The sequence below is a fragment of the Vreelandella sp. EE27 genome (genome assembly GCF_968206495.1).
On the sequence record NZ_OZ309109.1, the window covers coordinates 174,362 to 199,002 of the forward strand.

A 24,641-nucleotide genomic window follows, 5' to 3' on the forward strand; every position below is an offset into this window, starting at 1 on the left:
TTTTACGGCAACGGCTTTTGCGTTGTCTGGGGTTAAAAGCCGCAAGGCATGTATACGGTTGAGCTTGCCGGTTTTTGATTCTTTGGTAGTCAAGCGGGTGTAGTTCAATGGTAGAACCTCAGCCTTCCAAGCTGATGGTGCGGGTTCGATTCCCGCCACCCGCTCCAGTTTAGCGTTTGCTGTGATTGTGCTCATGTAGCTCAGGGGTAGAGCACACCCTTGGTAAGGGTGAGGTCGACGGTTCAATTCCGTCCATGAGCTCCATATTATGAAAAAAGCGGGCATTGCTCGCTTTTTTTGTCTTTGTCGCCGTGGCTTATGCGGTGGGCGAAGTGCAAGGGTTGTCAGGTAGCGGTTTCTTGGCTATCATGGCGCCCGCTCTGTAGCGTAGGTGTGCCGACGCACATCATGATACAGGCCAGTGGCTCAATTGGCAGAGCAGCGGTCTCCAAAACCGCAGGTTGGGGGTTCGAGTCCCTCCTGGCCTGCCAACCTTCCCCAGGTTGGTACGTCTTTTATCCAGAATTCCAGATCGCTCGCTGCACCCTGAGGAGTCTCGTTTTTATGAAGCCTAGTTCCGTAAAACATGGCGCAGAGGTGCAACAGTCGCGTCATGACGGGCTCAAGTGGGCGGCGGTCGTGGCGCTGCTTGTCGTTGCAGTCGTCGGTAATGTCTATTTTGCTGATATCGCGTTGCTCTATCGTGTGCTGGGCGTGGTGCTTGTGTGCGCCGCGGCCGGCTTGATTGCGTTGACCACCACCAAGGGGCGCGCATTGGTAGAGCTTGCGGTAAGCGCTAAGAAAGAGATTCAGCGCGTTGTATGGCCAACTCGGCCCGAAACCATTCAGACCACCGCCATCGTGCTGGTGGCCGTATTGGTCGTCGGTCTGATGCTCTGGTTGATTGACACTCTTCTTGGCTGGGCAATGTCCGGCGTCATTGGTTAGGAGTTTGCATGTCCAAACGTTGGTACGTCGTCCACGCCTATTCCGGCTTTGAAAAGCACGTGATGCGCTCGCTCCTTGAGCGGGTGAAAATGTACGGCATGGAAGACCGCTTTGGCGAAATTCTGGTGCCGACGGAAGAAGTGGTCGAGATGCGCGACGGCAAGCGTCGTAAAAGCGAGCGCAAGTTCTACCCGGGCTACGTGCTGGTCGAAATGGAAATGGTCGACGAGACCTGGCACCTGGTGAACGAAACGCCCCGCGTGATGGGCTTTATCGGTGGAACCAAAGAGAAGCCTGCGCCGATCACCACGCGTGAGGCCGACGCTATTTTGCACCGCGTCAAAGACGGCACCGATAAGCCGCGCCCCAAGACAATGTTCGAACCCGGTCAGTCGGTCCGCGTGACCGATGGCCCGTTTGCCGACTTCAACGGTGTCGTTGAAGAGGTGAACTACGAAAAGAGCCGCCTGCAGGTCAGCGTGCTGATCTTCGGGCGTGCTACGCCTGTGGAGCTCGAGTTCTCCCAGGTCGAGAAAGAGTAAGTAAAGAAAGAGTAAAGACAGACAAGTTGTTTCGTGCAGGGTAAGCCCCTGCTAACCCCGGGGAGCCGCAAGGCGTTATCACCCAATTGGAGTAATAAGCATGGCGAAGAAAGTACAGGCTTATATCAAACTGCAGGTCGCTGCAGGTAAAGCCAATCCGAGTCCCCCCGTGGGCCCTGCGCTGGGTCAGCACGGCGTGAACATCATGGAATTCTGTAAGGCGTTCAACGCAGAAACCCAGGACATCGAGCCGGGCCTGCCGACGCCGGTCGTGATCACGGTCTACTCTGACCGTAGTTTCACGTTCGTCACTAAAACGCCGCCGGCCGCCGTTCTGCTGAAAAAAGCAGCGGGCATCAAGTCCGGTTCCGGCGAGCCGAACAAGCAAAAAGTCGGCACCGTGACGCGCGAGCAGCTTGAAGAGATCGCCAAAACCAAAGAGCCGGACATGACCGCGTCCGATCTTGACGCCGCGGTACGCACGATCGCTGGTAGCGCTCGTAGCATGGGCCTAAACGTGGAGGGTCTCTGATCATGGCTAAACTATCCAAGCGCGCGAAGATCATTCGTGAAAAAGTAGACGTCAAAAAAGCGTACTCCCTGGAAGAAGCCGTTGCGCTTCTCTCCGAGCTTTCTACTGTAAAGTTCAAAGAGTCCGTTGATATCGCGATCAACCTGGGTGTTGACCCGCGTAAATCCGACCAGGTCGTTCGTGGTGCCACCGTTATGCCTAACGGTACTGGTAAAGACGTGCGCGTAGCCGTCTTCACCCAGGGCGCCAACGCCGACGCCGCTAAAGAAGCCGGCGCCGACATCGTGGGTATGGACGAGCTCGCCGAGCAGGTCAAAAAAGGCGTGATGGACTTTGACGTCGTCATCGCCTCGCCGGACGCCATGCGCGTTGTCGGTCAGCTGGGTCAGATTCTTGGCCCGCGTGGCCTGATGCCGAACCCGAAAGTCGGCACCGTGACCCCGGACGTCGCCACGGCCGTTAAAAACGCCAAGGCCGGTCAGGTACGTTTCCGTACCGACAAAAACGGCATTATCCACACCACGCTGGGTAAGATCGATTTTGACGCCTCCGCGGTACAGGGCAACCTGGAAGCGCTGGTCGCCGACCTGAAGCGTCTCAAGCCGAGCACCTCCAAAGGTGTTTACTTGAAGAAAATGACCCTGTCCACCACCATGGGCCCGGGTGTCACCATCGACCATTCCCAGTACGCGTAAGCGAAACGGTTCGGTGGGTGGCGGGCCAAGTGCCCGATGAAGCAAGAACGGTAAAGAAAGAGTTAAGCAAGAACTTTGCGGTCCTCTGCCCGGTACGCCAGGCAGAGCACCGTCAAAGACCGCAGGTGCCACACCCGGTTTTCCGGGCTGGCTTAATCGCTTAAGAGCGCCTGCGCAGATGGTGTGGCCGCCAGTTGGTTGATGCTTTTTTGAGCGACGCTTTTCTGGTGAGCACCATCCCCAAGGCTTTTAGGGTGCATCTTGCCCTAAAAGAGATGGTAACCACCGGACCTTTGAGGTCCGGCACGAAGGAGTGATCACTGTGCCACTAGCACTTGAAGGCAAGAAAGCGATTGTTGCCGAGGTGAGTGAAGCGGCCAAGGACGCACTCTCCGTCGTAGTTGCCGATTCTCGCGGCGTCACGGTTGGCAAAATGACCGACCTGCGCAAGCAAGCGCGCGAGAATGGCGTCCAGATTCGTGTTGTGCGCAACACGCTGGCACGCCGCGCCCTCGAGGGCACTCAGTGGGAGTGCCTGAACGAGAGCTTTGTTGGTCCGACTCTGTTGGCTTTCTCCACCGATCATCCGGGCGCTGCCGCTCGTTTGTTCAAGGAGTTTTCCAAAACCGAGCAGAACTTCGAAGTCAAGGCGCTGGCCTACGAAGGTGAGCTGATCCCGGCTGCCGACATTGACCGTCTGGCAACCCTGCCGACCTACGACGAGGCGATTGCCAAGTTGATGTCGGTCATGAAAGAAGCCTCTGCTGGCAAGCTGGTTCGTACTCTGGCCGCGCTGCGCGACCAGAAGCAGGAAGAAGCCGCTTAAGGCACTTCTCTGCCGGCATCCCAGGCCTTGTGGCCTGACTGCCTGAACCGAGCAATGAAACCTGAGTCTACAGACTCCCGCAAAGTTAGGAATGAAACAATGGCACTGTCCAAAGACGATATCATCAATGCTGTAGCCGACATGTCCGTAATGGAAGTCGCTGAGCTGATCGAAGCAATGGAAGAGAAGTTCGGCGTATCCGCAGCGGCAGCCGTTGTCGCGGGCCCGGGCGGCGGCGAAGCAGCTGCTGAAGAAGAGCAGACTGAATTCGACCTGGTTCTGACCTCTGCTGGTGACAAGAAAGTTAACGTCATCAAAGCCGTTCGTGAAATCACCGGTCTTGGCCTGAAAGAAGCCAAGGGTGCCGTTGACGGCGCGCCGGCCACGCTGAAAGAAGGCATGTCCAAGGACGACGCAGAAGCAGCGAAGACCAAGCTGGAAGAAGCGGGCGCATCCGTCGAGCTCAAGTAATTCTTGTGCCGGCGGCTTTACGCTTAGCGTAAGCTTCCACGGCTGGCGGCGGGCAACTCCCGCTGCCGGCCTTTTTCTGTTGTAACTGGCATCATTGGATGCATCGTGTTATGCAGAAGGGCTGCCTGAGGGCAGTAACAACAGTAAGACCGGTGTTTGGTATCGGCATTCAAGGTTTTTATACCTTAATGAGCGTCCGATAACACTGTTATCTATCAAGATTTTTGACGGCGAGCTACCGATTTAGGAGCTTGCTGTCTGCGTCTGAAACGCCCGCGGGGCAGATGACCACGCATCGGCCACCCATGGTGAACAAGCTGGGGAATACAGATGGCTTACTCATATACTGAGAAAAAACGCATCCGCAAGGATTTCGGCAAACTGCCCCAAGTGATGGATGTGCCTTACTTGCTGGCGATCCAGCTTGATTCCTACTACGACTTTCTCCAGCAGGACCGTTCGCCTGATGAGCGTCACGAGGTCGGTCTGAATGCGGCGTTTAAGTCCGTGTTTCCAATCGAGAGCTTTTCTGGCAACGCCGCACTCGAGTATGTCAGCTACCGTTTCGGCACGCCGGCATTCGATGTAAAAGAGTGCCAGCTGCGCGGTGTTACCTACTCGGCGCCGCTGCGCGTGAAGGTTCGCTTGATCATTTACGATCGCGACTCTTCCAATAAAGCCATCAAAGATATCAAAGAGCAAGAAGTCTACATGGGGGAAATCCCCCTGATGACCGAGAACGGTACCTTCGTCATCAACGGTACCGAGCGGGTAATCGTCTCCCAGCTCCACCGCTCACCCGGTGTGTTTTTCGACCACGATAAAGGCAAGAGCCACTCGTCGGGCAAGCTGCTCTATTCAGCGCGCGTGATTCCTTACCGTGGCTCCTGGCTCGACTTCGAGTTCGACCCGAAAGACAACGTGTTCGTGCGTATCGACCGTCGTCGGAAGCTGCCGGCCTCGGTACTGATGCGTGCGCTTGGCATGAGCACCGAAGAGATCCTCGACGAGTTCTTCGAGACCAGCAAGTTCCACATCGAGAAATCCGGTTTCTCCGTGGAGCTCGTTCCGTCGCGCCTGCGCGGTGACACCGCTACGTTCGACATCAAGGACGGCAACGGCGAAATCATCGTCGAAGAGGGCCGTCGGATCACCCAGAAGCATATTCGTCAGCTTGAAAAAGCCGGCCTCGAGCGTCTGGAAGTGCCGATGGAGTACCTCTACGGCAAGACCCTGGCCAAAGACCAGGTCGATGCCAAGACCGGCGAGCTGATCGTCAACTGCAACACCGAGATCACCCCGGAAGTCCTCGAACGTATGGCGCAGGGCGGCATTACGCACGTCGAAACGCTCTACACCAACGATCTGGACTGCGGTTCGTTCATCTCCGATACCTTGAAGCTCGATACCACCGGTTCGCAGCTCGAGGCCCTCGTTGAGATCTATCGCATGATGCGCCCCGGCGAGCCGCCTACCAAGGAAGCCGCCGAGACGCTGTTCCACAACCTGTTCTTCACCGAAGACCGTTACGATCTGTCCGGTGTCGGCCGCATGAAGTTCAACCGCCGCCTGCGTCGCGATGCCGACACCGGTGCTGGCGTACTGGACCGTACCGATATCCTCGACGTGCTGCGCGAGCTGATCAACATTCGTAACGGCTTTGGCGACGTCGATGACATCGACCACCTGGGTAACCGTCGTATTCGCTGCGTAGGCGAAATGGCCGAGAACCAGTTCCGTGTCGGTCTGGTGCGCGTCGAGCGCGCGGTCAAAGAGCGTCTTTCCATGGCGGAAAGCGAAGGTCTGATGCCTCAGGATCTGATCAACGCCAAGCCGGTCGCGGCGGCGGTGAAAGAGTTCTTTGGCTCGAGCCAGCTTTCTCAGTTCATGGACCAGAACAACCCGCTCTCCGAGGTCACGCACAAGCGTCGTGTGTCCGCCCTCGGCCCGGGTGGTCTGACCCGTGAGCGTGCCGGTTTCGAAGTACGTGACGTACACGCCACGCACTACGGCCGTCTGTGCCCGATCGAAACGCCGGAAGGCCCGAACATCGGCTTGATCAACTCGCTAGCGACCTACAGCCATACCAACAGCTACGGCTTCCTCGAGACGCCGTACCGTAAGGTCAACTCGGGCCAGGTCACCGATGACATCGTTCACCTGTCGGCCATCGAAGAGGGCGACTTCGTTATCGCCCAGGCGTCGGCGGCGGTCAACGAAGCCGGTCAGCTTAGCGATGACCTGGTACAGGTCCGTCACCGTGGCGAAACCACCTTCATGCGTCCCGAGCAGGTGACCTTGATGGACGTTTCTCCGCGTCAGGTCGTATCGGTGGCCGCGGCCCTGATTCCGTTTTTGGAGCACGATGACGCCAACCGCGCCTTGATGGGTGCGAACATGCAGCGTCAGGCCGTGCCGACCTTGCGCGCCGACAAGCCGCTCGTCGGTACCGGTATGGAGCGTTTCGTTGCGCGGGACTCCGGCGTTTGCGCCGTGGCGCGTCGTGGCGGCGTGATCGATTCCGTCGACGCACGTCGTGTCGTAGTACGGGTCAACGAAGATGAAATCATCGGCGGTGAAGCCGGCGTTGATATCTACAACCTGACCAAGTACACGCGCTCCAACCAGAACACCTGCATGAACCAGCGCCCGATCGTTCGCCCCGGCGACGACGTAGCGCGCGGCGACATTCTCGCCGACGGCCCGTCCGTCGACATGGGTGATCTGGCCTTGGGTCAGAACATGCGCATCGCGTTCATGCCCTGGAACGGCTACAACTTCGAGGACTCCATCCTGCTCTCCGAGCGGGCCGTCCAGGAAGACCGTTTCACCACGATCCACATCCAGGAGCTGACCTGTGTGTCCCGCGACACCAAGCTCGGCCCGGAAGAGATCACCTCGGACATTCCCAACGTCGGCGAATCGGCGCTTGGCAAGCTGGACGAGGCCGGCGTGGTCTACATCGGTGCCGAAGTCGGCCCGGGTGACATTCTGTGCGGTAAGGTCACGCCCAAAGGGGAAACCCAGCTGACGCCGGAGGAAAAGCTGCTACGTGCCATCTTCGGCGAGAAGGCGTCCGACGTTAAGGACACCTCGCTGCGCGCCCCGACCGGCATGAAGGGTACGGTCATCGACGTGCAGGTCTTCACCCGCGACGGCGTCGAAAAAGACTCGCGCGCACTCTCCATCGAGCAGATGCAGCTCGACGAAGTGCGTAAGGATCTTCAGGAGACCTACCGTATCGCCGAAGACGCCACCTTCGAGCGTCTCAAGCGTACCCTGGACGGGCAGGCGGTCAACGGCGGCCCGAACCTGAAAAAAGGCGACGTGCTCGACGAAGCGTACCTGGAAGAGCTTCCGCGTCAGCAGTGGTTCAAGCTGCGCATGCAGGACGAGTCGTTCAACGAACTGCTGGCCCAGGCCGACGAGCAGCTCGAGAACCGCCGCAAGGAGATGGACGAGCGTTTCGAAGACAAGAAGCGCAAGCTCACTCAAGGCGACGACCTGGCGCCGGGCGTTCTGAAAATCGTCAAGGTCTACATGGCCGTGAAGCGCCGCATTCAGCCGGGCGACAAAATGGCCGGCCGTCACGGTAACAAGGGTGTTATCTCCGCGATCATGCCGGTCGAAGACATGCCGTTCGACGAGAAGGGCGAGCCGGTCGACGTGGTACTGAACCCCCTCGGTGTACCGTCGCGTATGAACGTGGGTCAGATTCTCGAAACCCACCTGGGTATGGCCGCACGCGGACTGGGTGTGAAGATCGACGCGATGCTGCGCGACGCGCGTGGCCAGCAGATTGCCGAGATTCGCGACTTCCTGGGACAGGTCTACAACACCCCGGGTACCCGTCTCGAGGACATCGACTCGCTCAGTGACGAAGAAGTCATTGCGCTGGCGAAGAACCTCAAGGGCGGTGTCCCGATGGCAACGCCGGTATTCGACGGTGCCAAGGAGCACGAGATCAAGCATCTGCTGAAGCTTGCAGATATCCCGGAGTCGGGCCAGATGAAGCTGTACGACGGCCGTACCGGCGACATGTTTGACCGTCCGGTGACCGTTGGCTACATGTACATGCTGAAGCTGAACCACCTGGTCGACGACAAGATGCACGCACGTTCTACCGGCTCGTACTCGCTGGTGACCCAGCAGCCGCTGGGTGGTAAAGCGCAGTTCGGTGGCCAGCGCTTTGGTGAAATGGAAGTGTGGGCGCTTGAGGCTTACGGCGCCGCGTACACGCTACAAGAGATGCTCACCGTCAAGTCGGATGACGTCGAGGGCCGCACCAAGATGTACAAGAACATCGTGGATGGCGACCACACCATGCAGGCAGGCATGCCGGAGTCCTTCAACGTACTCGTGAAGGAAATCCGCTCGCTGGGCATCGATATCGAGTTAGAGAGCTAGGAGCTGTCCAATGAAAGATTTGGTGAAAGTACTCAAATCGCAGTCTCAGTCCGAAGAGTTTGACGCGATCAAGATAACACTCGCGTCGCCGGACATGATTCGCTCCTGGTCGTTTGGCGAGGTGAAGAAGCCTGAGACCATCAACTACCGGACGTTCAAGCCCGAGCGCGACGGGCTGTTCTGTGCCAAGATTTTTGGCCCGGTAAAGGACTACGAGTGCCTGTGCGGCAAGTACAAGCGCATGAAGCACCGCGGCATCATCTGTGAGAAGTGCGGCGTCGAAGTGACCAAGGCCGCCGTGCGCCGTGAGCGCATGGGCCACATCGAGCTGGCATCCCCGGTTGCGCACATCTGGTTTTTGAAATCATTGCCGTCACGTATCGGCATGTTCCTGGACATGACGCTGCGTGATATCGAGCGTGTGCTCTATTTTGAGTCCTTCGTCGTCATCGATCCGGGCATGACCACCCTCGAGCGTGGTCAGCTCTTGAACGACGAGCAGTACTTCGAGGCGCTCGAAGAGTTCGGCGACGACTTCGATGCCCGTATGGGCGCCGAAGCGGTGCAGGAACTGCTCAAAGACATCGATCTGGAAGAAGAGATCAATACGCTGCGCGAAGAGATTCCGCAGACCAACTCTGAAACCAAGATCAAGAAGCTTTCCAAGCGTTTGAAACTGCTGGAAGCGTTCTACCACTCCGGCAATGCGCCGGCGTGGATGGTCATGGAAGTGCTGCCCGTTCTACCGCCGGATCTACGTCCGCTGGTACCGCTGGACGGCGGCCGCTTCGCGACCTCGGATCTCAACGACCTTTATCGTCGTGTGATCAACCGTAACAACCGCCTGAAGCGTCTGCTCGATCTGAACGCGCCGGACATCATCGTGCGCAACGAGAAGCGTATGCTTCAGGAAGCGGTCGATGCGCTGCTGGACAACGGTCGCCGCGGTCGGGCGATCACGGGCTCCAACAAGCGCCCGCTGAAGTCCCTGGCTGACATGATCAAGGGTAAGCAGGGTCGTTTCCGCCAGAACTTGCTGGGTAAGCGTGTCGACTACTCGGGCCGTTCGGTGATTACCGTGGGTCCGACGCTGCGCCTGCACCAGTGTGGTCTGCCGAAGAAAATGGCGCTCGAGCTGTTCAAGCCGTTCATCTACTCCAAGCTTCAATCGCTGGGCTTTGCCTCAACGATCAAGGCCGCGAAGAAGATGGTCGAGCGTGAGCTTCCGGAAGTGTGGGACATCCTGGCCGATGTCATCCGCGAACACCCGGTACTCTTGAACCGTGCCCCGACGCTTCACCGTCTGGGTATCCAGGCGTTCGAACCGCTTCTGATCGAAGGTAAGGCGATCCAGCTGCACCCGCTGGTGTGTGCCGCCTACAACGCCGACTTCGACGGTGACCAGATGGCGGTTCACGTACCGCTGACCCTGGAAGCCCAGCTCGAAGCCCGTGCGCTGATGATGGCCACCAACAACGTGCTGTCGCCGGCCAACGGCGAGCCGATCATCGTTCCTTCTCAGGACGTGGTGCTGGGTCTTTACTACATGACCCGCGAGAAGATCAACGCGAAAGGCGAGGGCATGGTGTTCTCCGGCCTCAACGAGGTCGAGCGCGCCTTCGGTACCCAAACCGTATCCCTACACGCCCGGGTCAAGGTTCGCCTCGACGAGGTCGTCGTCGACGAAGAGACCGGCGAGCGTAGCGACAAGCGCTCCATCTACGACACTACCGTCGGCCGGGCGCTTCTGTACCGCATTCTGCCCGAAGGCGTGCCTTTCGAGCTCATCGACAAGCCGATGAAGAAGAAGGCGATCTCCGGGTTGATCAACGAGGTGTACCGCCGCTCCGGGCTCAAGCCCACGGTCATCTTCGCTGACCAGCTGATGTATACCGGTTTCCGTTTGGCGACCTGGTCCGGTGCATCCATCGGCGTTAACGACTTCGTCATCCCGGACGCCAAGACCGAGATCGTCGACGCGGCGGAAGCCGAAGTCAAAGAGATCGAAGACCAGTTCTCCTCGGGTCTTGTGACCGCGGGCGAGAAGTACAACAAGGTCATCGATATCTGGTCCAAGGCCAACGATAAGGTGGCCAAGGCGATGATGACGGGTATCTCGAAAGAGACCGTGATCGACCGTGATGGCAACGAAGTCGAGCAGGACTCGTTCAACAGCGTCTTCATCATGGCCGACTCCGGTGCCCGGGGTAGTGCGGCTCAGATTCGTCAGCTCGCCGGTATGCGGGGTCTGATGGCCAAGCCGGATGGCTCGATCATCGAAACGCCGATCGTCGCCAACTTCCGTGAAGGTCTGAACGTACTTCAGTACTTCATCTCGACCCACGGCGCGCGTAAAGGTCTGGCGGATACGGCCCTGAAAACGGCCAACTCCGGTTACCTGACGCGCCGTTTGGTAGACGTGGCCCAGGATCTGGTCATCACCGAGACCGACTGTGGCACCGAGAACGGTCTGACGCTGCACCCGATCATCGAGGGTGGCGACATCATCGTACCGCTTTCCCAGCGCGTACTCGGCCGCGTCGTGGCGCTCGACGTCATCGACCCGAGCACCGAGGAAGTGCTGATCGCGCGTAACACCCTGCTCGACGAAGCCTGGTGTGCCGCACTCGACACCATGGGTGTCGACGAGATCGTGGTGCGTTCGACGATTACCTGTGACACGGCGCACGGTGTGTGCTCGTCCTGCTACGGCCGCGATCTGGCCCGTGGACACCAGGTCAACATCGGTGAGTCCGTCGGCGTCATCGCCGCGCAGTCTATCGGTGAGCCGGGTACCCAGCTGACCATGCGTACCTTCCACATCGGTGGCGCGGCCTCGCGTTCATCTGCGGTGGACAGCGTTCAGGTCAAGCACGGCGGTAAGGTACGCCTGCACAACATCAAGCACGTCGAGCGCGCCGACGGCAAGCTGGTCGTGGTATCACGCTCCAGTGCCCTGGCCGTCGCCGACGACCACGGCCGTGAGCGCGAGTACTACAAGCTGCCTTATGGTGCCGAGCTTTCGGTACGCGACGGCGACGTCGTCGATGCCGGCGCTACCGTGGCCAAGTGGGATCCGCACACCCACCCGATCGTGGCCGAAGTAGAAGGTAAGGCGCAGTTCATCGATCTTGACGAGGGTGTCACCATGCACCGCTCCGTCGACGAGATGACCGGTCTTTCCTCTATCGAGGTGATCGAGTCCGCGGCACGCCCGATGGCTGGTCGCGACAAGCGCCCGATGGTCATGCTGCAGGACGCCGCTGGCGAGTACGTGTCGGTTTCCGGCTCCAATACGCCGGTTCAATACCTGCTGCCGGGTAACTCGATCATCTCCGCCGACGACGGCGCGAGCATCGGTGTCGGTGAGGTCGTGGCCCGTATTCCGGTCGAAGCGTCGGGTAACAAGGACATCACCGGTGGTCTGCCGCGGGTTGCTGACTTGTTCGAGGCGCGTAAGCCGAAAGAGTCCGCGATCCTTGCCGAAATCAGCGGTGTGGTGAGCTTCGGTAAAGAGACCAAGGGCAAGCGTCGTCTGACGATTACCCCGGAAACCGGCGATGCGTTCGAAGCGCTGATTCCGAAATGGCGTCAGATCGCGGTATTCGAAGGCGAGACCGTCGAGAAGGGCGAAGTCATCTCCGATGGCCCGAGCAATCCGCACGACATCCTGCGTCTTCTGGGTGTGGCGGAACTCGCCAAGTACATCACGGCCGAAGTACAGGACGTTTACCGCTTGCAGGGCGTGGGCATCAACGACAAGCACATCGAAGTAATCGTGCGTCAGATGCTGCGCAAGGTCGAGATCACCGATTCGGGTGATTCCGACTTCATCACCGGTGACCAGGCAGAGCTCGTACGCGTGCTCGAGCAGAACGTTCGCCTTGAGAAAGAGGGCAAGTTCCCGGCCAAGTGCAACCGCCTGCTGCTGGGTATCACCAAGGCGAGCCTGGCGACCGAGTCGTTCATTTCCGCGGCCTCGTTCCAGGAAACCACGCGGGTACTCACCGAAGCCGCGGTAACGGGCAAGCGCGACTACCTGCGCGGCTTGAAAGAAAACGTGGTGGTTGGGCGTCTGATTCCGGCAGGTACCGGTCTGACCCACCACGCCGAGCGTCGTCGCAAGCGCGAAGACGTCGAGCGCCAGTTCAATCCCTCGGCGACCGAGGTTGAACAGGAGCTGGGTGCACAGCTAACCGCCCTCGATACTGACGACGAGCTTTAAGAAAGCCTTTGATCAGCATCGAATGGCGTTAGCCACGTACCAGGCGGCTGGCCTTTGGGAGGCGGTCTTGCCGGCGAAAATGCCGGCAAGACTTGACGCAACCCATGGCCAGCCATTAGAATGCGCAGCCTTTAACAGTGGGGTGGGTGCGCCCGCGACCACGAAAAAGGCCAAGGCAACCATTGGAGTCAGCTAAACACCATGGCAACGATTAATCAGCTAGTGCGCAAGCCGCGCAAGCGCCCCGTCACCAAAAGTGACGTGCCCGCGCTTCAGGCTTGTCCGCAAAAGCGCGGCGTATGTACGCGCGTTTACACCACCACCCCGAAGAAGCCGAACTCGGCCCTGCGTAAGGTTTGCCGTGTGCGCCTGACCAACGGATTCGAAGTCGCTTCCTACATCGGTGGTGAAGGTCACAACCTGCAGGAACACTCGGTCGTTCTGATCCGCGGCGGTCGTGTTAAGGATTTGCCCGGTGTGCGTTATCACACCGTTCGTGGCGCCCTTGATACCTCTGGCGTTCAGAACCGTCGTCAGGGTCGTTCCAAGTACGGTACCAAGAAGCCGAAGTCCTAAGACTCGCGGTCTCTTTAATACGAATTTGCTGGTCTGATAAGAGTAAGGTCGGGCGACGCCAAAAGGCGACTATAAGCCCCGGGTTTACCTGAAGGATCCTTAAACGAGGGCTTATCATGCCTAGAAGAAGAGTTGTAGCCAAACGCGAAATCCTGCCGGATCCGAAGTTCGGAAGTGAGCGTCTGGCGAAGTTCATGAACCACCTGATGACCAGCGGCAAGAAGTCCGTAGCTGAGCGCATCGTATACGGTGCGTTGGACAGGGTTGCCGAGCGTAGTAATGAAGAGCCGCTGGAAATCTTCGACAAGGCGCTGGAAACCATCCAGCCGATGGTCGAAGTCAAGTCGCGCCGCGTAGGTGGTGCGACCTATCAGGTGCCGGTCGAAGTTCGCCCGTCACGTCGTCAGGCGCTCGCAATGCGCTGGCTGGTAGACGCTGCGCGTCGCCGCGGTGAAAAAACGATGGTTCAACGCCTGGCAGGCGAAATGCTGGATGCCGCAGAAGGCAAAGGCTCTGCAGTTAAGAAGCGTGAAGACGTGCATCGTATGGCAGAAGCCAACAAAGCCTTCTCTCACTATCGTTTCTAAGCTCGGCGCTGCCAAGTGTGGGTTTTTTATGCCCCGTTGCACGCGCCACACGCTGTGTGACGCCGCTGCAACTCTCCGCCGCTATCCGCTGATGGCGGCGGTGGCATAAAAAAAGTCGCAGCTTTATTAACGAGCATCGCCAACTAACGGGAGTTTCACCGTGGCACGCAAGACTCCACTAAAGCGTTATCGCAATATCGGTATCGTGGCCCACGTTGACGCGGGTAAAACCACGACAACCGAGCGCGTACTGTTCTACACCGGCCTCTCCCACAAAGTGGGTGAAGTGCACGACGGTGCCGCGACCATGGACTGGATGGAGCAGGAGCAGGAGCGTGGTATCACTATCACCTCAGCTGCGACGACCTGTTTCTGGCAGGGCATGAGCAAGCAGTTCGACGAGCACCGCATCAACATCATCGACACCCCCGGACACGTTGACTTCACGATCGAAGTCGAGCGTTCCTTGCGTGTTCTTGATGGTGCGGTCGTCGTACTGTGTGGTTCCTCCGGCGTTCAGCCGCAGACGGAAACCGTATGGCGCCAGGCCAACAAGTATGAAGTTCCGCGCATGGTCTTCGTCAACAAGATGGACCGTACCGGCGCTGACTTCTTCATGGTTCTCGATCAGCTCAAAGAGCGTTTGGGTGCCAACGCCGTGCCGATCCAGATCAACTGGGGCACGGAAGAAGACTTCAAAGGCGTCATCGATCTCATCCAGATGAAAGCGATTCTGTGGGACGAAGAAAACAAGGGCATGAACTACGACCTCGTCGATATCCCGGCCGATCTCCAGGAGACCGCCGAGAAGTATCGTGAAGAGATGGTCGAGTCTGCTGCTGAGGCCTCTGAAGAGCTGATGGACAAGTACCTCGAAGAGGGCGAGCTGTCCATCGAAGAGATCAAGGCGGGTCTGCGTGCGCGCACCCTGGCCAACGAGATCGTGCTGGTTACCTGTGGTTCCGCGTTCAAGAACAAGGGCGTACAGGCGGTGCTGGACGGCGTTATCGAATACATGCCGTCACCCACCGAAGTCAAGCCGATCGAAGGTGAGCTGGACGACAAAGACGGCACCATCGAGACCCGTGAAGCCGACGACGATCAACCGTTCGCGGCGCTGGCGTTCAAAATCGCCACCGACCCCTTCGTTGGTACGTTGACCTTCATTCGCGTTTACTCGGGCGTTCTGAACTCTGGCGACGGTGTCTTCAACTCCGTTAAGTCGAAGAAAGAGCGTGTGGGCCGTATCGTACAGATGCACTCCAACTCGCGTGAAGAGATCAAGGAAGTGCGTGCTGGCGATATCGCGGCATGTATCGGCCTGAAAGACGTCACCACGGGTGACACTCTGTGCGATATCGACCACAAGATCGTGCTCGAGCGCATGGAATTCCCGGAACCGGTTATCTCGGTAGCAGTTGAGCCGAAATCCAAGCCGGACCAGGAAAAAATGGGCGTGGCACTGGGCAAGCTGGCCCAGGAAGACCCCTCTTTCCGCGTGCAGACCGACGAAGAAACCGGCCAGACCATCATTTCGGGTATGGGCGAGCTTCACCTGGACATTCTCGTTGACCGTATGCGTCGCGAGTTCAAGGTAGAAGCCAACATCGGTAAGCCGCAGGTCGCCTACCGCGAAACCATTCGCGGCAGCGTCGAGCAGGAAGGCAAGTTCGTACGCCAATCCGGTGGTCGTGGTCAGTTCGGTCACGTTTACCTGCGTATCGAGCCGCTGACTGCTGAAGAGAAAGGCGAAGGCGATGATGAAATCTTCTTCAAATTCGTCTCTGAAATCGTGGGCGGTGTGGTTCCGAAGGAGTACGTCCCTGCGGTTGAGAAGGGTGCCTACGAGCAGCTGAAAAATGGTGTCATCGCGGGCTACCCGATGATCGACGTCAAGGTTACGCTGTTCGACGGCTCCTACCACGACGTGGACTCTAACGAGACTGCGTTCAAGATTGCTTCTTCCATGGCGATCAAAGAGGGTGCCAGGAAGGCCAAGGCCGTGCTGCTGGAGCCGGTGATGAAGGTCGAGGTCGTGACCCCCGAAGACTTTATGGGTGACGTCATGGGCGACCTGAACCGTCGTCGCGGCTTGGTGCAGGGCATGGATGACTCCTCTTCCGGTAAGATCATCCGTGCAACGGTGCCGCTGGGTGAGATGTTCGGTTACGCAACCGATCTACGCTCTCAGACCCAGGGCCGTGCGAGCTACTCCATGGAGTTCGCGAAGTACGATGAGGCGCCCAACAGCGTCGTTGAAGCCGTCATCAACCAAAACGGTTAACCGTTAGCTAACGTAAAGAGGTTATAGCAGTGGCTAAGGAAAAATTTGAACGTTCCAAACCGCATATCAACGTCGGCACCATCGGTCACGTCGACCACGGTAAAACGACTCTGACAGCGGCCCTGACGCGCGTGTCTGCTGAAGTTTTCGGCGGTGACTGGCGTGAGTTCGATACCATCGATAACGCTCCTGAAGAGCGCGAGCGCGGTATCACCATCGCAACGTCTCACGTTGAATATCAGTCCGAAGTGCGCCACTACGCGCACGTCGACTGCCCGGGACACGCCGACTACGTCAAGAACATGATCACCGGTGCTGCGCAGATGGACGGCGCGATCCTGGTATGTTCCGCCGCTGACGGCCCCATGCCGCAGACCCGCGAGCACATCCTGCTGTCTCGTCAGGTTGGCGTTCCGTTCATCGTCGTGTTCCTGAACAAAGCGGACATGGTCGATGACGCAGAGCTGCTCGAACTGGTTGAAATGGAAGTTCGCGAGCTTCTCGACCAGTACGACTTCCCGGGCGACGACACGCCGATCATTACCGGTTCCGCGCTGATGGCGCTGGAAGGTAAAGACGACAACGGCATGGGTACTACCGCCGTTGCCGAGCTGATCAAAGCGCTTGACGCCTACATCCCGGAGCCGGAGCGTGCGATCGATCAGCCGTTCCTGATGCCGATCGAGGACGTATTCTCTATCTCTGGCCGTGGTACCGTTGTTACCGGTCGTGTAGAGCGTGGTCTCGTTAAAGCGGGTGAAGAAGTCGAAATCATCGGCATGAAAGACACCACCAAAACCACCGTTACCGGTGTTGAGATGTTCCGTAAGCTGCTCGACGAAGGTCGTGCAGGCGAGAACGTCGGTGCGCTTCTGCGTGGTACCAAGCGTGATGACGTCGAGCGTGGTCAGGTTCTGGCCAAGCCGGGCTCCATCAAGCCGCACACCGTCTTCGAAGCCGAAGTCTACGTGCTGTCCAAAGACGAAGGCGGCCGCCACACGCCGTTCTTCAAGGGCTATCGTCCGCAGTTCTACTTCCGTACCACCGACGTAACCGGTACTTGTGAACTGCCGGAAGGCGTTGAAATGGTTATGCCGGGCGACAACATCCAGATGGTTGTTACCCTAATTGCGCCGATCGCCATGGAAGAAGGCCTGCGCTTCGCGATTCGCGAAGGCGGCCGTACCGTTGGTGCCGGCGTCGTAGCCAAGATCGTTCAGTAAGTTTTTAGCTGAATGACGAAGGGGGCTCTCATGAGCCCCCTTTTCTGCGCATCAAGAGCAAATGTTTGACACTGTCTCTTGAGGTGCATATAATGCGCATCCTTTGAATGCGTGGGTAGACGGCTCGCGCCGTCGACATCCATTGGAGTTTAGGGCAAATGCAGAACCAAAAGATTCGCATTCGGTTGAAAGCGTTCGACCATCGCCTGATCGATCAGTCCACAGCGGAAATCGTAGAAACCGCTAAGCGTACTGGTGCTCAGGTCCGTGGGCCGATCCCGCTGCCGACCAACCGCGAGCGCTACACCATCCTGATTTCACCGCACGTCAACAAGGACGCGCGTGACCAGTATGAGATTCGTACGCACAAGCGCGTGCTCGACATCGTTGAGCCGACCGAGAAAACTGTTGATGCGCTGATGAAGCTCGACCTCGCCGCTGGCGTCGACGTGCAAATCAAGCTCGACTAATCACACTAGACACTTGCGGCCCAGCGATCATCGATTAACTGATCAGCAGCCGCCGCGCCGGGATGGCGCCATACAATGTGCTAGTGGAATGCTCTGGAAAGGGCAGCCATAGCGGGTGATAGCCCCGTACACTATAGGAGACTGAGTATGACTATCGGTTTAGTCGGTAAAAAGGCCGGGATGACCCGTGTCTTTACCGAAGACGGCGCATCCGTGCCCGTAACCGTTATTGAAGTGGATCCTAACCGTGTTACACGCGTAAAAACCGTCGAGTCCGACGGCTACGCAGCGGTTCAGATTACCACCGGCTCTCGCAAGGCCAAGCACCTCACCAAAGCGCAAGCTGGACAGTTTGCCAAGGCGGGTGTTGAGGCTGGTCGTTCACTGATGGAATTCCGCCTTGCAGAAGGTGAGGACGTTCCGGAAGTGGGTGGCGAACTCACCGTATCCCTCTTCGAAGCTGGTCAAATGATCGATGTGACCGGCACCTCTAAGGGTAAAGGCTTCCAGGGTGCTGTTAAGCGCTGGAACTTCCGTACCCAAGACAACAGCCATGGTAACTCCCTGTCGCACCGCGCGCCGGGTTCTATCGGCATGTGTCAGACCCCGGGTCGCGTATTTAAAGGCAAAAAAATGGCCGGTCAGATGGGTAACGCCCGCTGCACCGTGCAGAGCCTTGAAATCGTCCGTGTCGATGCCGAGCGTAACCTGCTGCTAATCAAAGGTGCTGTTCCGGGTGCAACCGGTAGCGACGTCATCGTTCGCAGCGCCGTGAAAGCTGGCTGAAGGGGATAATTACCAATGAATCTGAATCTTGCTGCAGGCACGGGTACCGTTGAAGTAGCCGACGCCACTTTTGGCAAAGAATTCAACGAAGCGCTGGTCCACCAGGTCGTTACTGCCTATTTGGCAGGTGGCCGTCAGGGCACCCGCGCTCAAAAGAATCGTTCCGACGTCCGTGGCGGTGGTAAAAAGCCGTGGCGTCAGAAAGGTACCGGTCGCGCACGTGCCGGCACCATCCGCTCTCCGCTATGGCGCAGTGGCGGCGTAACCTTCGCGGCACGTCCGCAGGATCACTCCCAGAAGGTTAACCGCAAGATGTACCGTGCGGCGATGCGCTCCATCCTGTCTGAGCTGGTACGCCAGGAACGTCTGGTTGCGGTTGAAGAGTTCAGCGTAGACGCGCCCAAGACCAAGCAGGTCGCTGCCAAGCTAAAAGAGCTCAACCTTGAAAAAGTGTTGATCGTCACCGATGAAATCGACGAAACGCTCTATTTAGCCGCGCGTAATCTTCCCCACGTGAGCGTGGTGGATGTCGCGGCAGCTGATCCGGTGAGCCTGGTTGCCTTTGATAAGGTCCTGATCACCGTCTCCGCCCTGCGTAAATTCGAGGAGAAGCTGGCATGAACCAGGAACGCGTATTCAAGGTTCTGCTTGGACCGCACGTGACCGAAAAGGCCGCGTCGGCCGCCGAGCGCAACCAGTACGTTTTCAAGGTGGCATCTGATGCTACCAAGCCCGAGATCAAAAAAGCCGTTGAAGCGCTATTCGACAAGAAAGTCGGCAGTGTTCAGGTTTTGAACGTCAAGGGGAAAACCAAGCGTACTGCTCATGGTGTTGGCCTGCGTAAGGGTTACCGCAAAGCGTATGTGACCCTGGCTGCGGGCGAAACGCTCGAAGACTTCTCTGGCGCCGAATAAGGGCAGGAGTACGGATAATGGCAATCGTCAAGACCAAACCCACATCCGCCGGTCGCCGCCACGTCGTCAAGATCGTTGGTGAGCAGCTGTACAAGGGCCGCGCTTATGCGCCGCTTTTGGAAAAACAGTCCAAGTCCGGTGGCCGTAACAACTACGGTCGCATCACCACCCGCCACGTGGGCGGTGGTCACCGTCAGCACTACCGTTTGATCGATTTCAAACGCACCAAGGATGGCGTTCCCGCCACCGTTGAGCGTCTTGAGCACGATCCGAACCGTAGTGCGCACATTGCGCTGCTGAAGTATGCCGATGGCGAGCGTCGTTACATCATCGCACCGAAAGGTGTCAGCGCGGGTGACGTGCTGGAATCCGGTGTTAACGCGCCCATCAAGAAAGGCAATGCCTTGCCGCTGCGCAATATCCCGCTCGGTTCTACCGTTCACGGTATCGAGCTGAAGCCGGGTAAAGGCGCGCAGATTGCTCGCAGTGCCGGTACTAGCGCACAGCTGGTTGCGCGTGAAGGTAACTACGCCACCTTACGTCTTCGCTCTGGCGAAATGCGTAAGATCCTGGCCGAGTGCCGCGCGACCCTGGGCGAAGTGAGCAACTCCGAGCACAGCCTGCGTCAACTTGGCAAGGCCGGTGCGAAGCGCTGGAGAGGCGTGCGTCCGACTGTTCGCGGCGTCGCGATGAACCCGGTAGACCACCCGCACGGTGGTGGTGAAGGCCGCACCAGCGGTGGTCGTCATCCGGTTTCTCCTTGGGGTATTCCGACCAAGGGTCACAAGACGCGTAAGAACAAGCGCACCGACAAGCTGATCGTACGTCGTCGTAACAAGACGCGTTGATCTAAATTGCCAAGACATTAAGAGGTAACGGCTGTGCCACGTTCACTGAAGAAAGGTCCATTTATCGACCTTCATCTTTTGAAGAAGGTCGAGACGGCAGTAGAAAAGAACGATCGCAAACCGATCAAGACCTGGTCGCGTCGTTCGATGATTCTGCCCAACATGGTAGGTCTCACCATCGCGGTCCATAACGGACGCCAGCATGTCCCGGTGCACGTCTCCGAGGAAATGGTGGGTCATAAACTTGGCGAATTCGCTGCTACCCGCACATATCGCGGTCATGCGGCGGATAAGAAAGCCAAACGGTAAGCCAGAGAGGATTGAGAGATGGAAGTCACAGCTAAGCTGAGTGGCGCTGCTTTATCCGCACAGAAGGCCCGTTTGGTGGCTGACCAAGTGCGCGGTAAACCGGTTGCCGAAGCTATTGACCTGCTGACCTTCTCCCCGAAGAAGGCTGCCAAGCTGGTTAAGAAAGTGCTTCAGTCCGCCATCGCGAATGCGGAAGAAAACAACGGCATGGACATCGACGAGCTGCGTGTCTCGACCATCTGCGTCGATGAGGGCATGACGCTCAAGCGTATCAAGCCGCGCGCCAAAGGCCGTGCGGATCGTATCTTGAAGCGCACCTGCCACATCACCGTCAAGGTAGCCGAGAAGTAGGAGTCGACCAGATGGGTCAGAAAGTCAATCCAATAGGCATTCGACTGGGCATTGTCAAAGACCATGCTTCTGTCTGGTATGCCGAGCGCGGCGCTTACGCCGATAAGCTCAATAACGATCTCGCAGTGCGCAGCTTCCTGGAAGAGCGTCTGAAAAACGCCTCCGTTAGCCATATCCATATCGAGCGCCCTGCGAACAATGCCCGCATCACCATTCACACTGCCCGTCCGGGTATCGTGATTGGTAAAAAAGGTGAAGATGTCGACCGTCTGCGTCGCGATCTTACCGAGATGATGGGTGTTCCGGTTCACGTGAACATCGAAGAAGTTCGCAAGCCGGAGCTGGATGCCAAGCTCGTCGCCGCGAACGTTGCCGGCCAGCTTGAGCGTCGCGTGATGTTCCGTCGTGCGATGAAGCGCGCGGTACAGAACGCCATGCGTTTGGGGGCTGGCGGTATCAAGATTCAGCTGTCAGGTCGTCTGGGTGGCGCCGAAATCGCACGTACCGAATGGTACCGCGAAGGTCGCGTTCCGCTGCATACCCTGCGTGCTGATATCGATTACGCCACATTTGAGGCTCACACCACCTATGGCGTTATCGGCGTCAAAGTGTGGATCTTCAAGGGTGAAATCCTCGGCGGTATCGAGGAAGTACGTGCCAAGGCCAAGCAGCAACAGCCTTCCGGCAACGCGCCCAAGAAGAAAGGTTCCAGATAAGGGGAGAGCGAGTCGATGTTACAGCCCAAGCGTATGAAATTCCGCAAGATGCAGAAAGGCCGCAACCGTGGCCTCGCGCATCGCGGAAGCAAGATCAGCTTCGGGGAGTATGGCCTGAAAGCTACCGGTCGCGGCCGCATCACTGCGCGCCAGATCGAAGCCGGCCGTCGTGCGATCACACGTCACGTCAAGCGTGGCGGTAAGATCTGGATCCGCGTATTCCCGGACAAGCCGATCTCCAAGAAGCCACTCGAAGTTCGTATGGGTAAAGGTAAGGGGTCTGTTGAGTACTGGGTAGCCCAGATCCAGCCGGGTCGGGTCCTGTACGAAATTGAAGGCGTATCCGAAGAGCTGGCCCGTGAAGCATTTGATCTGGCCGCACAGAAGATGCCCTTGTCCACCACCTTTGCAAAACGGACGGTGATGTGATGAAAGCTCAAGAAATTCGTGAAAAGTCCGCAGGAGAGCTCCAAGAGCAGCTCCTCGAGCTCCTCCGCGAGCAGTTTAACCTGCGCATGCAGAAGGCCACTGGCCAACTGAGCCAGACTCATCTGCTCAAGCAGGTCCGTCGGGATATCGCCCGTGTGAAGACTTTGCTCAACGAGAAGGCAGGTGATTGAGATGGCCGAAGAGAAAAAAGCACGTACGCTCACCGGTAAGGTGGTGAGCGACAAGATGGAGAAATCCATCGTCGTCATGATCGAGCGTCGTGAGCGCCACCCGATCTACGGAAAATACGTTAAGCGCTCCACCAAGCTGCACGCCCATGATGAGGCGAACCAGGCAAAGGCAGGCGATACGGTTTCCATTGAGGAGTGCCGTCCGCTTTCCAAGAAGAAAGCCTGGACGCTGGTCGAGGTGGTCGAGCAGGCCAAGGGTTGATCCCCTGGTCTTCCAACCAGTGCAGTCAGATTAGGTTTGGAGAAAACCGATGATTCAGACTCAGACAATGCTGGATGTCGCCGACAACAGCGGAGCGCGCCGGGTGCAATGCATCAAGGTGCTAGGCGGTTCACACCGTCGCTACGCTCGCGTAGGTGATGTCATCAAGGTAACGGTGAAAGAGGCTATCCCGCGGGGCAAGGTCAAAAAAGGCCAGGTCCTCAAGGCGGTGGTCGTTCGCACCCGCAGCGGTGTCCGTCGTAACGACGGGTCGCTTATTCGTTTCGATGGAAATGCGGCGGTTTTGTTGAACAACACCAACGAACAGCCGATCGGCACCCGTATTTTCGGTCCGGTCACTCGTGAACTGCGTAATGAGCGGTTTATGAAGATCATTTCCTTAGCGCCTGAAGTGCTGTAAGGAGCGAGGCGAATATGCAAAAGATCAAACGTGACGATGAAGTCATCGTCATCGCCGGGAAGGATAAAGGCAAGCGTGGCACCGTTAAGCGGGTATTAGAAAACCGCTTTCTGGTGTCCGGTGTGAATATGATCAAACGTCACACCAAAGCCAATCCCATGGCGGGAAATCAGGGCGGTATCGTCGAGCGTGAGGCTCCGATTCACGCGTCCAACGTAGCCATCTTCAATTCGGAGACCGGTAAGGCGGATCGCGTCGGCTTCCAGGTGAAGGAAGACGGTACCAAGGTACGTATCTACAAGTCGACGCAGACGCAGATCGACGCCTAACGCGAGTCGGGTAGCACAATGGCGAACTTGAAAGAACGTTATCAAAACGAGGTAGTGGCTCAGCTCAAAGAGCAGTTTAGCTACGCCAACGTAATGCAGATACCACGCATCACGAAAGTGACGCTGAACATGGGTGTCGGCGACGCGGTCAACGATAAAAAGTTGATCGACAATGCCATCGGTGATCTGGAGAAGCTCTCCGGTCAAAAGCCGCTGGTGACCAAGGCACGCAAGTCCATCGCGGGCTTCAAGGTGCGCGAAGGCTGGCCAATCGGTATCAAAGTAACACTGCGCGCCGAGCGTATGTGGGACTTCCTGGACCGTTTGGTGAACATCGCGATTCCTCGCGTGCGTGACTTCCGTGGTCTCAACCCGAAGTCCTTCGACGGTCGTGGCAACTACTCCATGGGTGTGCGTGAGCAGATCATCTTCCCGGAGATCGAGTATGATAAAATCGATCGTATCCGCGGGTTGGACGTCACCATCACCACTACCGCCAACACCGACGAGGAAGGTCGCGCGCTACTAGCGGCGCTGAACTTCCCGTTCAAGAAATAAGGGTTGGATCATGGCTAAAAAGAGCATGGTAGAACGTGAGCTCAAGCGCACTCAGCTGGTAGAGAAGTATGCCGCCAAGCGCGCTGAACTCAAGAAGGTCATCTCGGACGTGAACACGTCCGAGGAAGAGCGCTTCGAGGCAACGCTGAAGCTGCAGCAACTGCCGCGCGACTCGAGCCCGGTGCGTCAGACTAACCGCTGCCGCATCACCGGCCGTCCGCACGGTTTTTACAACAAGTTCGGTCTCGGCCGTAACAAGCTGCGTGAAGCCGCCATGCGTGGCGACGTCCCTGGTCTGAAGAAGTCCAGCTGGTAACGCCACGTAGAATCATCAGGAGCGCACATTAAATGAGCATGCAAGATACTCTAGCGGATATGTTTACCCGTATCCGCAATGCGCAGATGGCCACCAAGGAGACGGCAGTCATGCCGTCCTCCAGGTTGAAAGTGGAAGTGGCCCGCGTGCTAAAAGAAGAAGGCTATATTACCGACTTTTCGGTTGCCGAAGGCGTTAAGCCGACGCTGACCGTGGCGCTCAAGTACTTTGAGGGCAAGCCGGTTATTGAGCATATTCAGCGGGTCTCCAAGCCGTCTTTGCGTCAATACAAGGGCAAGAGCAATCTTCCCAAGGTCGCCGATGGTCTGGGTATCGCGATTGTCACCACCTCCAATGGTGTCATGACCGATCGTGCCGCGCGCCAGGCTGGCGTCGGTGGCGAAGTCATCTGCACCGTATTCTAG

Annotated in this window: 28 protein-coding genes and 3 tRNA genes; all 31 read left to right on the top strand. The window is 57.8% G+C overall.

The window, feature by feature from the left end; all coding sequences use genetic code 11:
• Positions 1-93 precede the first annotated feature (93 nt).
• The 31 genes from ACWHVV_RS00805 (at position 94) to rpsH (ending at position 24,641) form a co-directional block, all read left to right on the top strand.
• Positions 94-167: transfer RNA gene (locus tag ACWHVV_RS00805), tRNA-Gly, on the top strand.
• Positions 168-189: 22 nt separating this feature from the next.
• Positions 190-264, top strand: a tRNA-Thr gene (locus ACWHVV_RS00810).
• A 151-nt stretch (positions 265-415) separates the two neighbouring features.
• Positions 416-491: transfer RNA gene (locus tag ACWHVV_RS00815), tRNA-Trp, on the top strand.
• Positions 492-564: 73 nt separating this feature from the next.
• The gene (gene secE, locus ACWHVV_RS00820) at positions 565-948 is read left to right on the top strand and encodes a preprotein translocase subunit SecE (RefSeq protein WP_447927667.1); all 384 of its coding nucleotides are present in this window, start codon (positions 565-567) and stop codon (positions 946-948) included.
• An 8-nt stretch (positions 949-956) separates the two neighbouring features.
• On the top strand, positions 957-1,490 hold the full coding sequence (gene nusG / locus ACWHVV_RS00825) for a transcription termination/antitermination protein NusG (RefSeq protein ID WP_447527408.1): 534 nt from the start codon (positions 957-959) through the stop codon (positions 1,488-1,490).
• 100 nt (positions 1,491-1,590) lie between these two features.
• Positions 1,591-2,022 carry a 50S ribosomal protein L11 gene (gene rplK / locus ACWHVV_RS00830; RefSeq protein WP_447527409.1) on the top strand — a complete coding sequence of 144 codons (432 nt, stop codon included), beginning with the start codon at positions 1,591-1,593 and terminating at the stop codon, positions 2,020-2,022.
• Between the two features lie 2 nt (positions 2,023-2,024).
• Positions 2,025-2,717: a 50S ribosomal protein L1 gene (gene rplA, locus ACWHVV_RS00835; protein WP_447927668.1), complete on the top strand. Its 693-nt coding sequence runs from the start codon at positions 2,025-2,027 to the stop codon at positions 2,715-2,717.
• A gap of 322 nt (positions 2,718-3,039) precedes the next feature.
• Positions 3,040-3,543, top strand: a complete 504-nt coding sequence (gene rplJ / locus ACWHVV_RS00840) for a 50S ribosomal protein L10 (RefSeq protein ID WP_447527411.1) — start codon at positions 3,040-3,042, stop codon at positions 3,541-3,543.
• A 99-nt stretch (positions 3,544-3,642) separates the two neighbouring features.
• Positions 3,643-4,014 carry a 50S ribosomal protein L7/L12 gene (gene rplL, locus ACWHVV_RS00845; RefSeq protein WP_447527412.1) on the top strand — a complete coding sequence of 124 codons (372 nt, stop codon included), beginning with the start codon at positions 3,643-3,645 and terminating at the stop codon, positions 4,012-4,014.
• A gap of 330 nt (positions 4,015-4,344) precedes the next feature.
• Positions 4,345-8,421: a DNA-directed RNA polymerase subunit beta gene (rpoB, locus tag ACWHVV_RS00850; protein ID WP_447927669.1), complete on the top strand. Its 4,077-nt coding sequence runs from the start codon at positions 4,345-4,347 to the stop codon at positions 8,419-8,421.
• 10 nt (positions 8,422-8,431) lie between these two features.
• Positions 8,432-12,646 carry a DNA-directed RNA polymerase subunit beta' gene (gene rpoC / locus ACWHVV_RS00855; protein ID WP_447927670.1) on the top strand — a complete coding sequence of 1,405 codons (4,215 nt, stop codon included), beginning with the start codon at positions 8,432-8,434 and terminating at the stop codon, positions 12,644-12,646.
• A gap of 201 nt (positions 12,647-12,847) precedes the next feature.
• The gene (gene rpsL / locus ACWHVV_RS00860; RefSeq protein ID WP_447927671.1) at positions 12,848-13,222 is read left to right on the top strand and encodes a 30S ribosomal protein S12; all 375 of its coding nucleotides are present in this window, start codon (positions 12,848-12,850) and stop codon (positions 13,220-13,222) included.
• Positions 13,223-13,338: 116 nt separating this feature from the next.
• Positions 13,339-13,809: a 30S ribosomal protein S7 gene (rpsG, locus tag ACWHVV_RS00865; RefSeq protein ID WP_447927672.1), complete on the top strand. Its 471-nt coding sequence runs from the start codon at positions 13,339-13,341 to the stop codon at positions 13,807-13,809.
• A 160-nt stretch (positions 13,810-13,969) separates the two neighbouring features.
• Positions 13,970-16,093, top strand: a complete 2,124-nt coding sequence (gene fusA / locus ACWHVV_RS00870) for an elongation factor G (protein WP_447527417.1) — start codon at positions 13,970-13,972, stop codon at positions 16,091-16,093.
• 29 nt (positions 16,094-16,122) lie between these two features.
• Positions 16,123-17,316 (top strand): elongation factor Tu, encoded by a 1,194-nt coding sequence (gene tuf, locus ACWHVV_RS00875; protein WP_447527418.1) that lies wholly within the window; start codon positions 16,123-16,125, stop codon positions 17,314-17,316.
• 158 nt (positions 17,317-17,474) lie between these two features.
• A complete protein-coding gene (gene rpsJ, locus ACWHVV_RS00880) occupies positions 17,475-17,786 on the top strand; it encodes a 30S ribosomal protein S10 (protein WP_009098983.1) in 312 nt (103 codons plus the stop codon).
• A gap of 147 nt (positions 17,787-17,933) precedes the next feature.
• Positions 17,934-18,572, top strand: a complete 639-nt coding sequence (gene rplC / locus ACWHVV_RS00885; protein WP_447527419.1) for a 50S ribosomal protein L3 — start codon at positions 17,934-17,936, stop codon at positions 18,570-18,572.
• Positions 18,573-18,587: 15 nt separating this feature from the next.
• Positions 18,588-19,193: a 50S ribosomal protein L4 gene (gene rplD / locus ACWHVV_RS00890; protein ID WP_447527420.1), complete on the top strand. Its 606-nt coding sequence runs from the start codon at positions 18,588-18,590 to the stop codon at positions 19,191-19,193.
• Positions 19,190-19,486 carry a 50S ribosomal protein L23 gene (rplW, locus tag ACWHVV_RS00895; protein WP_447527421.1) on the top strand — a complete coding sequence of 99 codons (297 nt, stop codon included), beginning with the start codon at positions 19,190-19,192 and terminating at the stop codon, positions 19,484-19,486. Before rplD ends, rplW begins: the two co-directional genes overlap by 4 nt.
• 17 nt (positions 19,487-19,503) lie before the next feature.
• Positions 19,504-20,334 (top strand): 50S ribosomal protein L2, encoded by an 831-nt coding sequence (gene rplB, locus ACWHVV_RS00900; protein ID WP_447927673.1) that lies wholly within the window; start codon positions 19,504-19,506, stop codon positions 20,332-20,334.
• A 33-nt stretch (positions 20,335-20,367) separates the two neighbouring features.
• A complete protein-coding gene (rpsS, locus tag ACWHVV_RS00905; protein WP_072824351.1) occupies positions 20,368-20,643 on the top strand; it encodes a 30S ribosomal protein S19 in 276 nt (91 codons plus the stop codon).
• 18 nt (positions 20,644-20,661) lie between these two features.
• Positions 20,662-20,994, top strand: a complete 333-nt coding sequence (rplV, locus tag ACWHVV_RS00910; protein ID WP_009723900.1) for a 50S ribosomal protein L22 — start codon at positions 20,662-20,664, stop codon at positions 20,992-20,994.
• A gap of 11 nt (positions 20,995-21,005) precedes the next feature.
• The gene (gene rpsC / locus ACWHVV_RS00915; protein WP_252105865.1) at positions 21,006-21,710 is read left to right on the top strand and encodes a 30S ribosomal protein S3; all 705 of its coding nucleotides are present in this window, start codon (positions 21,006-21,008) and stop codon (positions 21,708-21,710) included.
• A 15-nt stretch (positions 21,711-21,725) separates the two neighbouring features.
• A complete protein-coding gene (gene rplP / locus ACWHVV_RS00920) occupies positions 21,726-22,139 on the top strand; it encodes a 50S ribosomal protein L16 (protein ID WP_252105866.1) in 414 nt (137 codons plus the stop codon).
• The gene (gene rpmC / locus ACWHVV_RS00925) at positions 22,139-22,330 is read left to right on the top strand and encodes a 50S ribosomal protein L29 (RefSeq protein ID WP_007111999.1); all 192 of its coding nucleotides are present in this window, start codon (positions 22,139-22,141) and stop codon (positions 22,328-22,330) included. The genes rplP and rpmC overlap by 1 nt, the downstream gene beginning before the upstream one ends.
• Before the next feature lies 1 nt (position 22,331).
• A complete protein-coding gene (gene rpsQ / locus ACWHVV_RS00930) occupies positions 22,332-22,592 on the top strand; it encodes a 30S ribosomal protein S17 (RefSeq protein WP_447929105.1) in 261 nt (86 codons plus the stop codon).
• 49 nt (positions 22,593-22,641) lie between these two features.
• A complete protein-coding gene (gene rplN / locus ACWHVV_RS00935; protein ID WP_252105868.1) occupies positions 22,642-23,013 on the top strand; it encodes a 50S ribosomal protein L14 in 372 nt (123 codons plus the stop codon).
• A 14-nt stretch (positions 23,014-23,027) separates the two neighbouring features.
• Complete coding sequence (rplX, locus tag ACWHVV_RS00940) at positions 23,028-23,342, top strand: 50S ribosomal protein L24 (RefSeq protein ID WP_447527423.1); 315 nt, start codon at positions 23,028-23,030, stop codon at positions 23,340-23,342.
• An 18-nt stretch (positions 23,343-23,360) separates the two neighbouring features.
• On the top strand, positions 23,361-23,900 hold the full coding sequence (gene rplE, locus ACWHVV_RS00945; RefSeq protein ID WP_447527424.1) for a 50S ribosomal protein L5: 540 nt from the start codon (positions 23,361-23,363) through the stop codon (positions 23,898-23,900).
• 10 nt (positions 23,901-23,910) lie between these two features.
• The gene (gene rpsN / locus ACWHVV_RS00950; RefSeq protein ID WP_447927674.1) at positions 23,911-24,216 is read left to right on the top strand and encodes a 30S ribosomal protein S14; all 306 of its coding nucleotides are present in this window, start codon (positions 23,911-23,913) and stop codon (positions 24,214-24,216) included.
• A 32-nt stretch (positions 24,217-24,248) separates the two neighbouring features.
• On the top strand, positions 24,249-24,641 hold the full coding sequence (rpsH, locus tag ACWHVV_RS00955; protein WP_447527426.1) for a 30S ribosomal protein S8: 393 nt from the start codon (positions 24,249-24,251) through the stop codon (positions 24,639-24,641).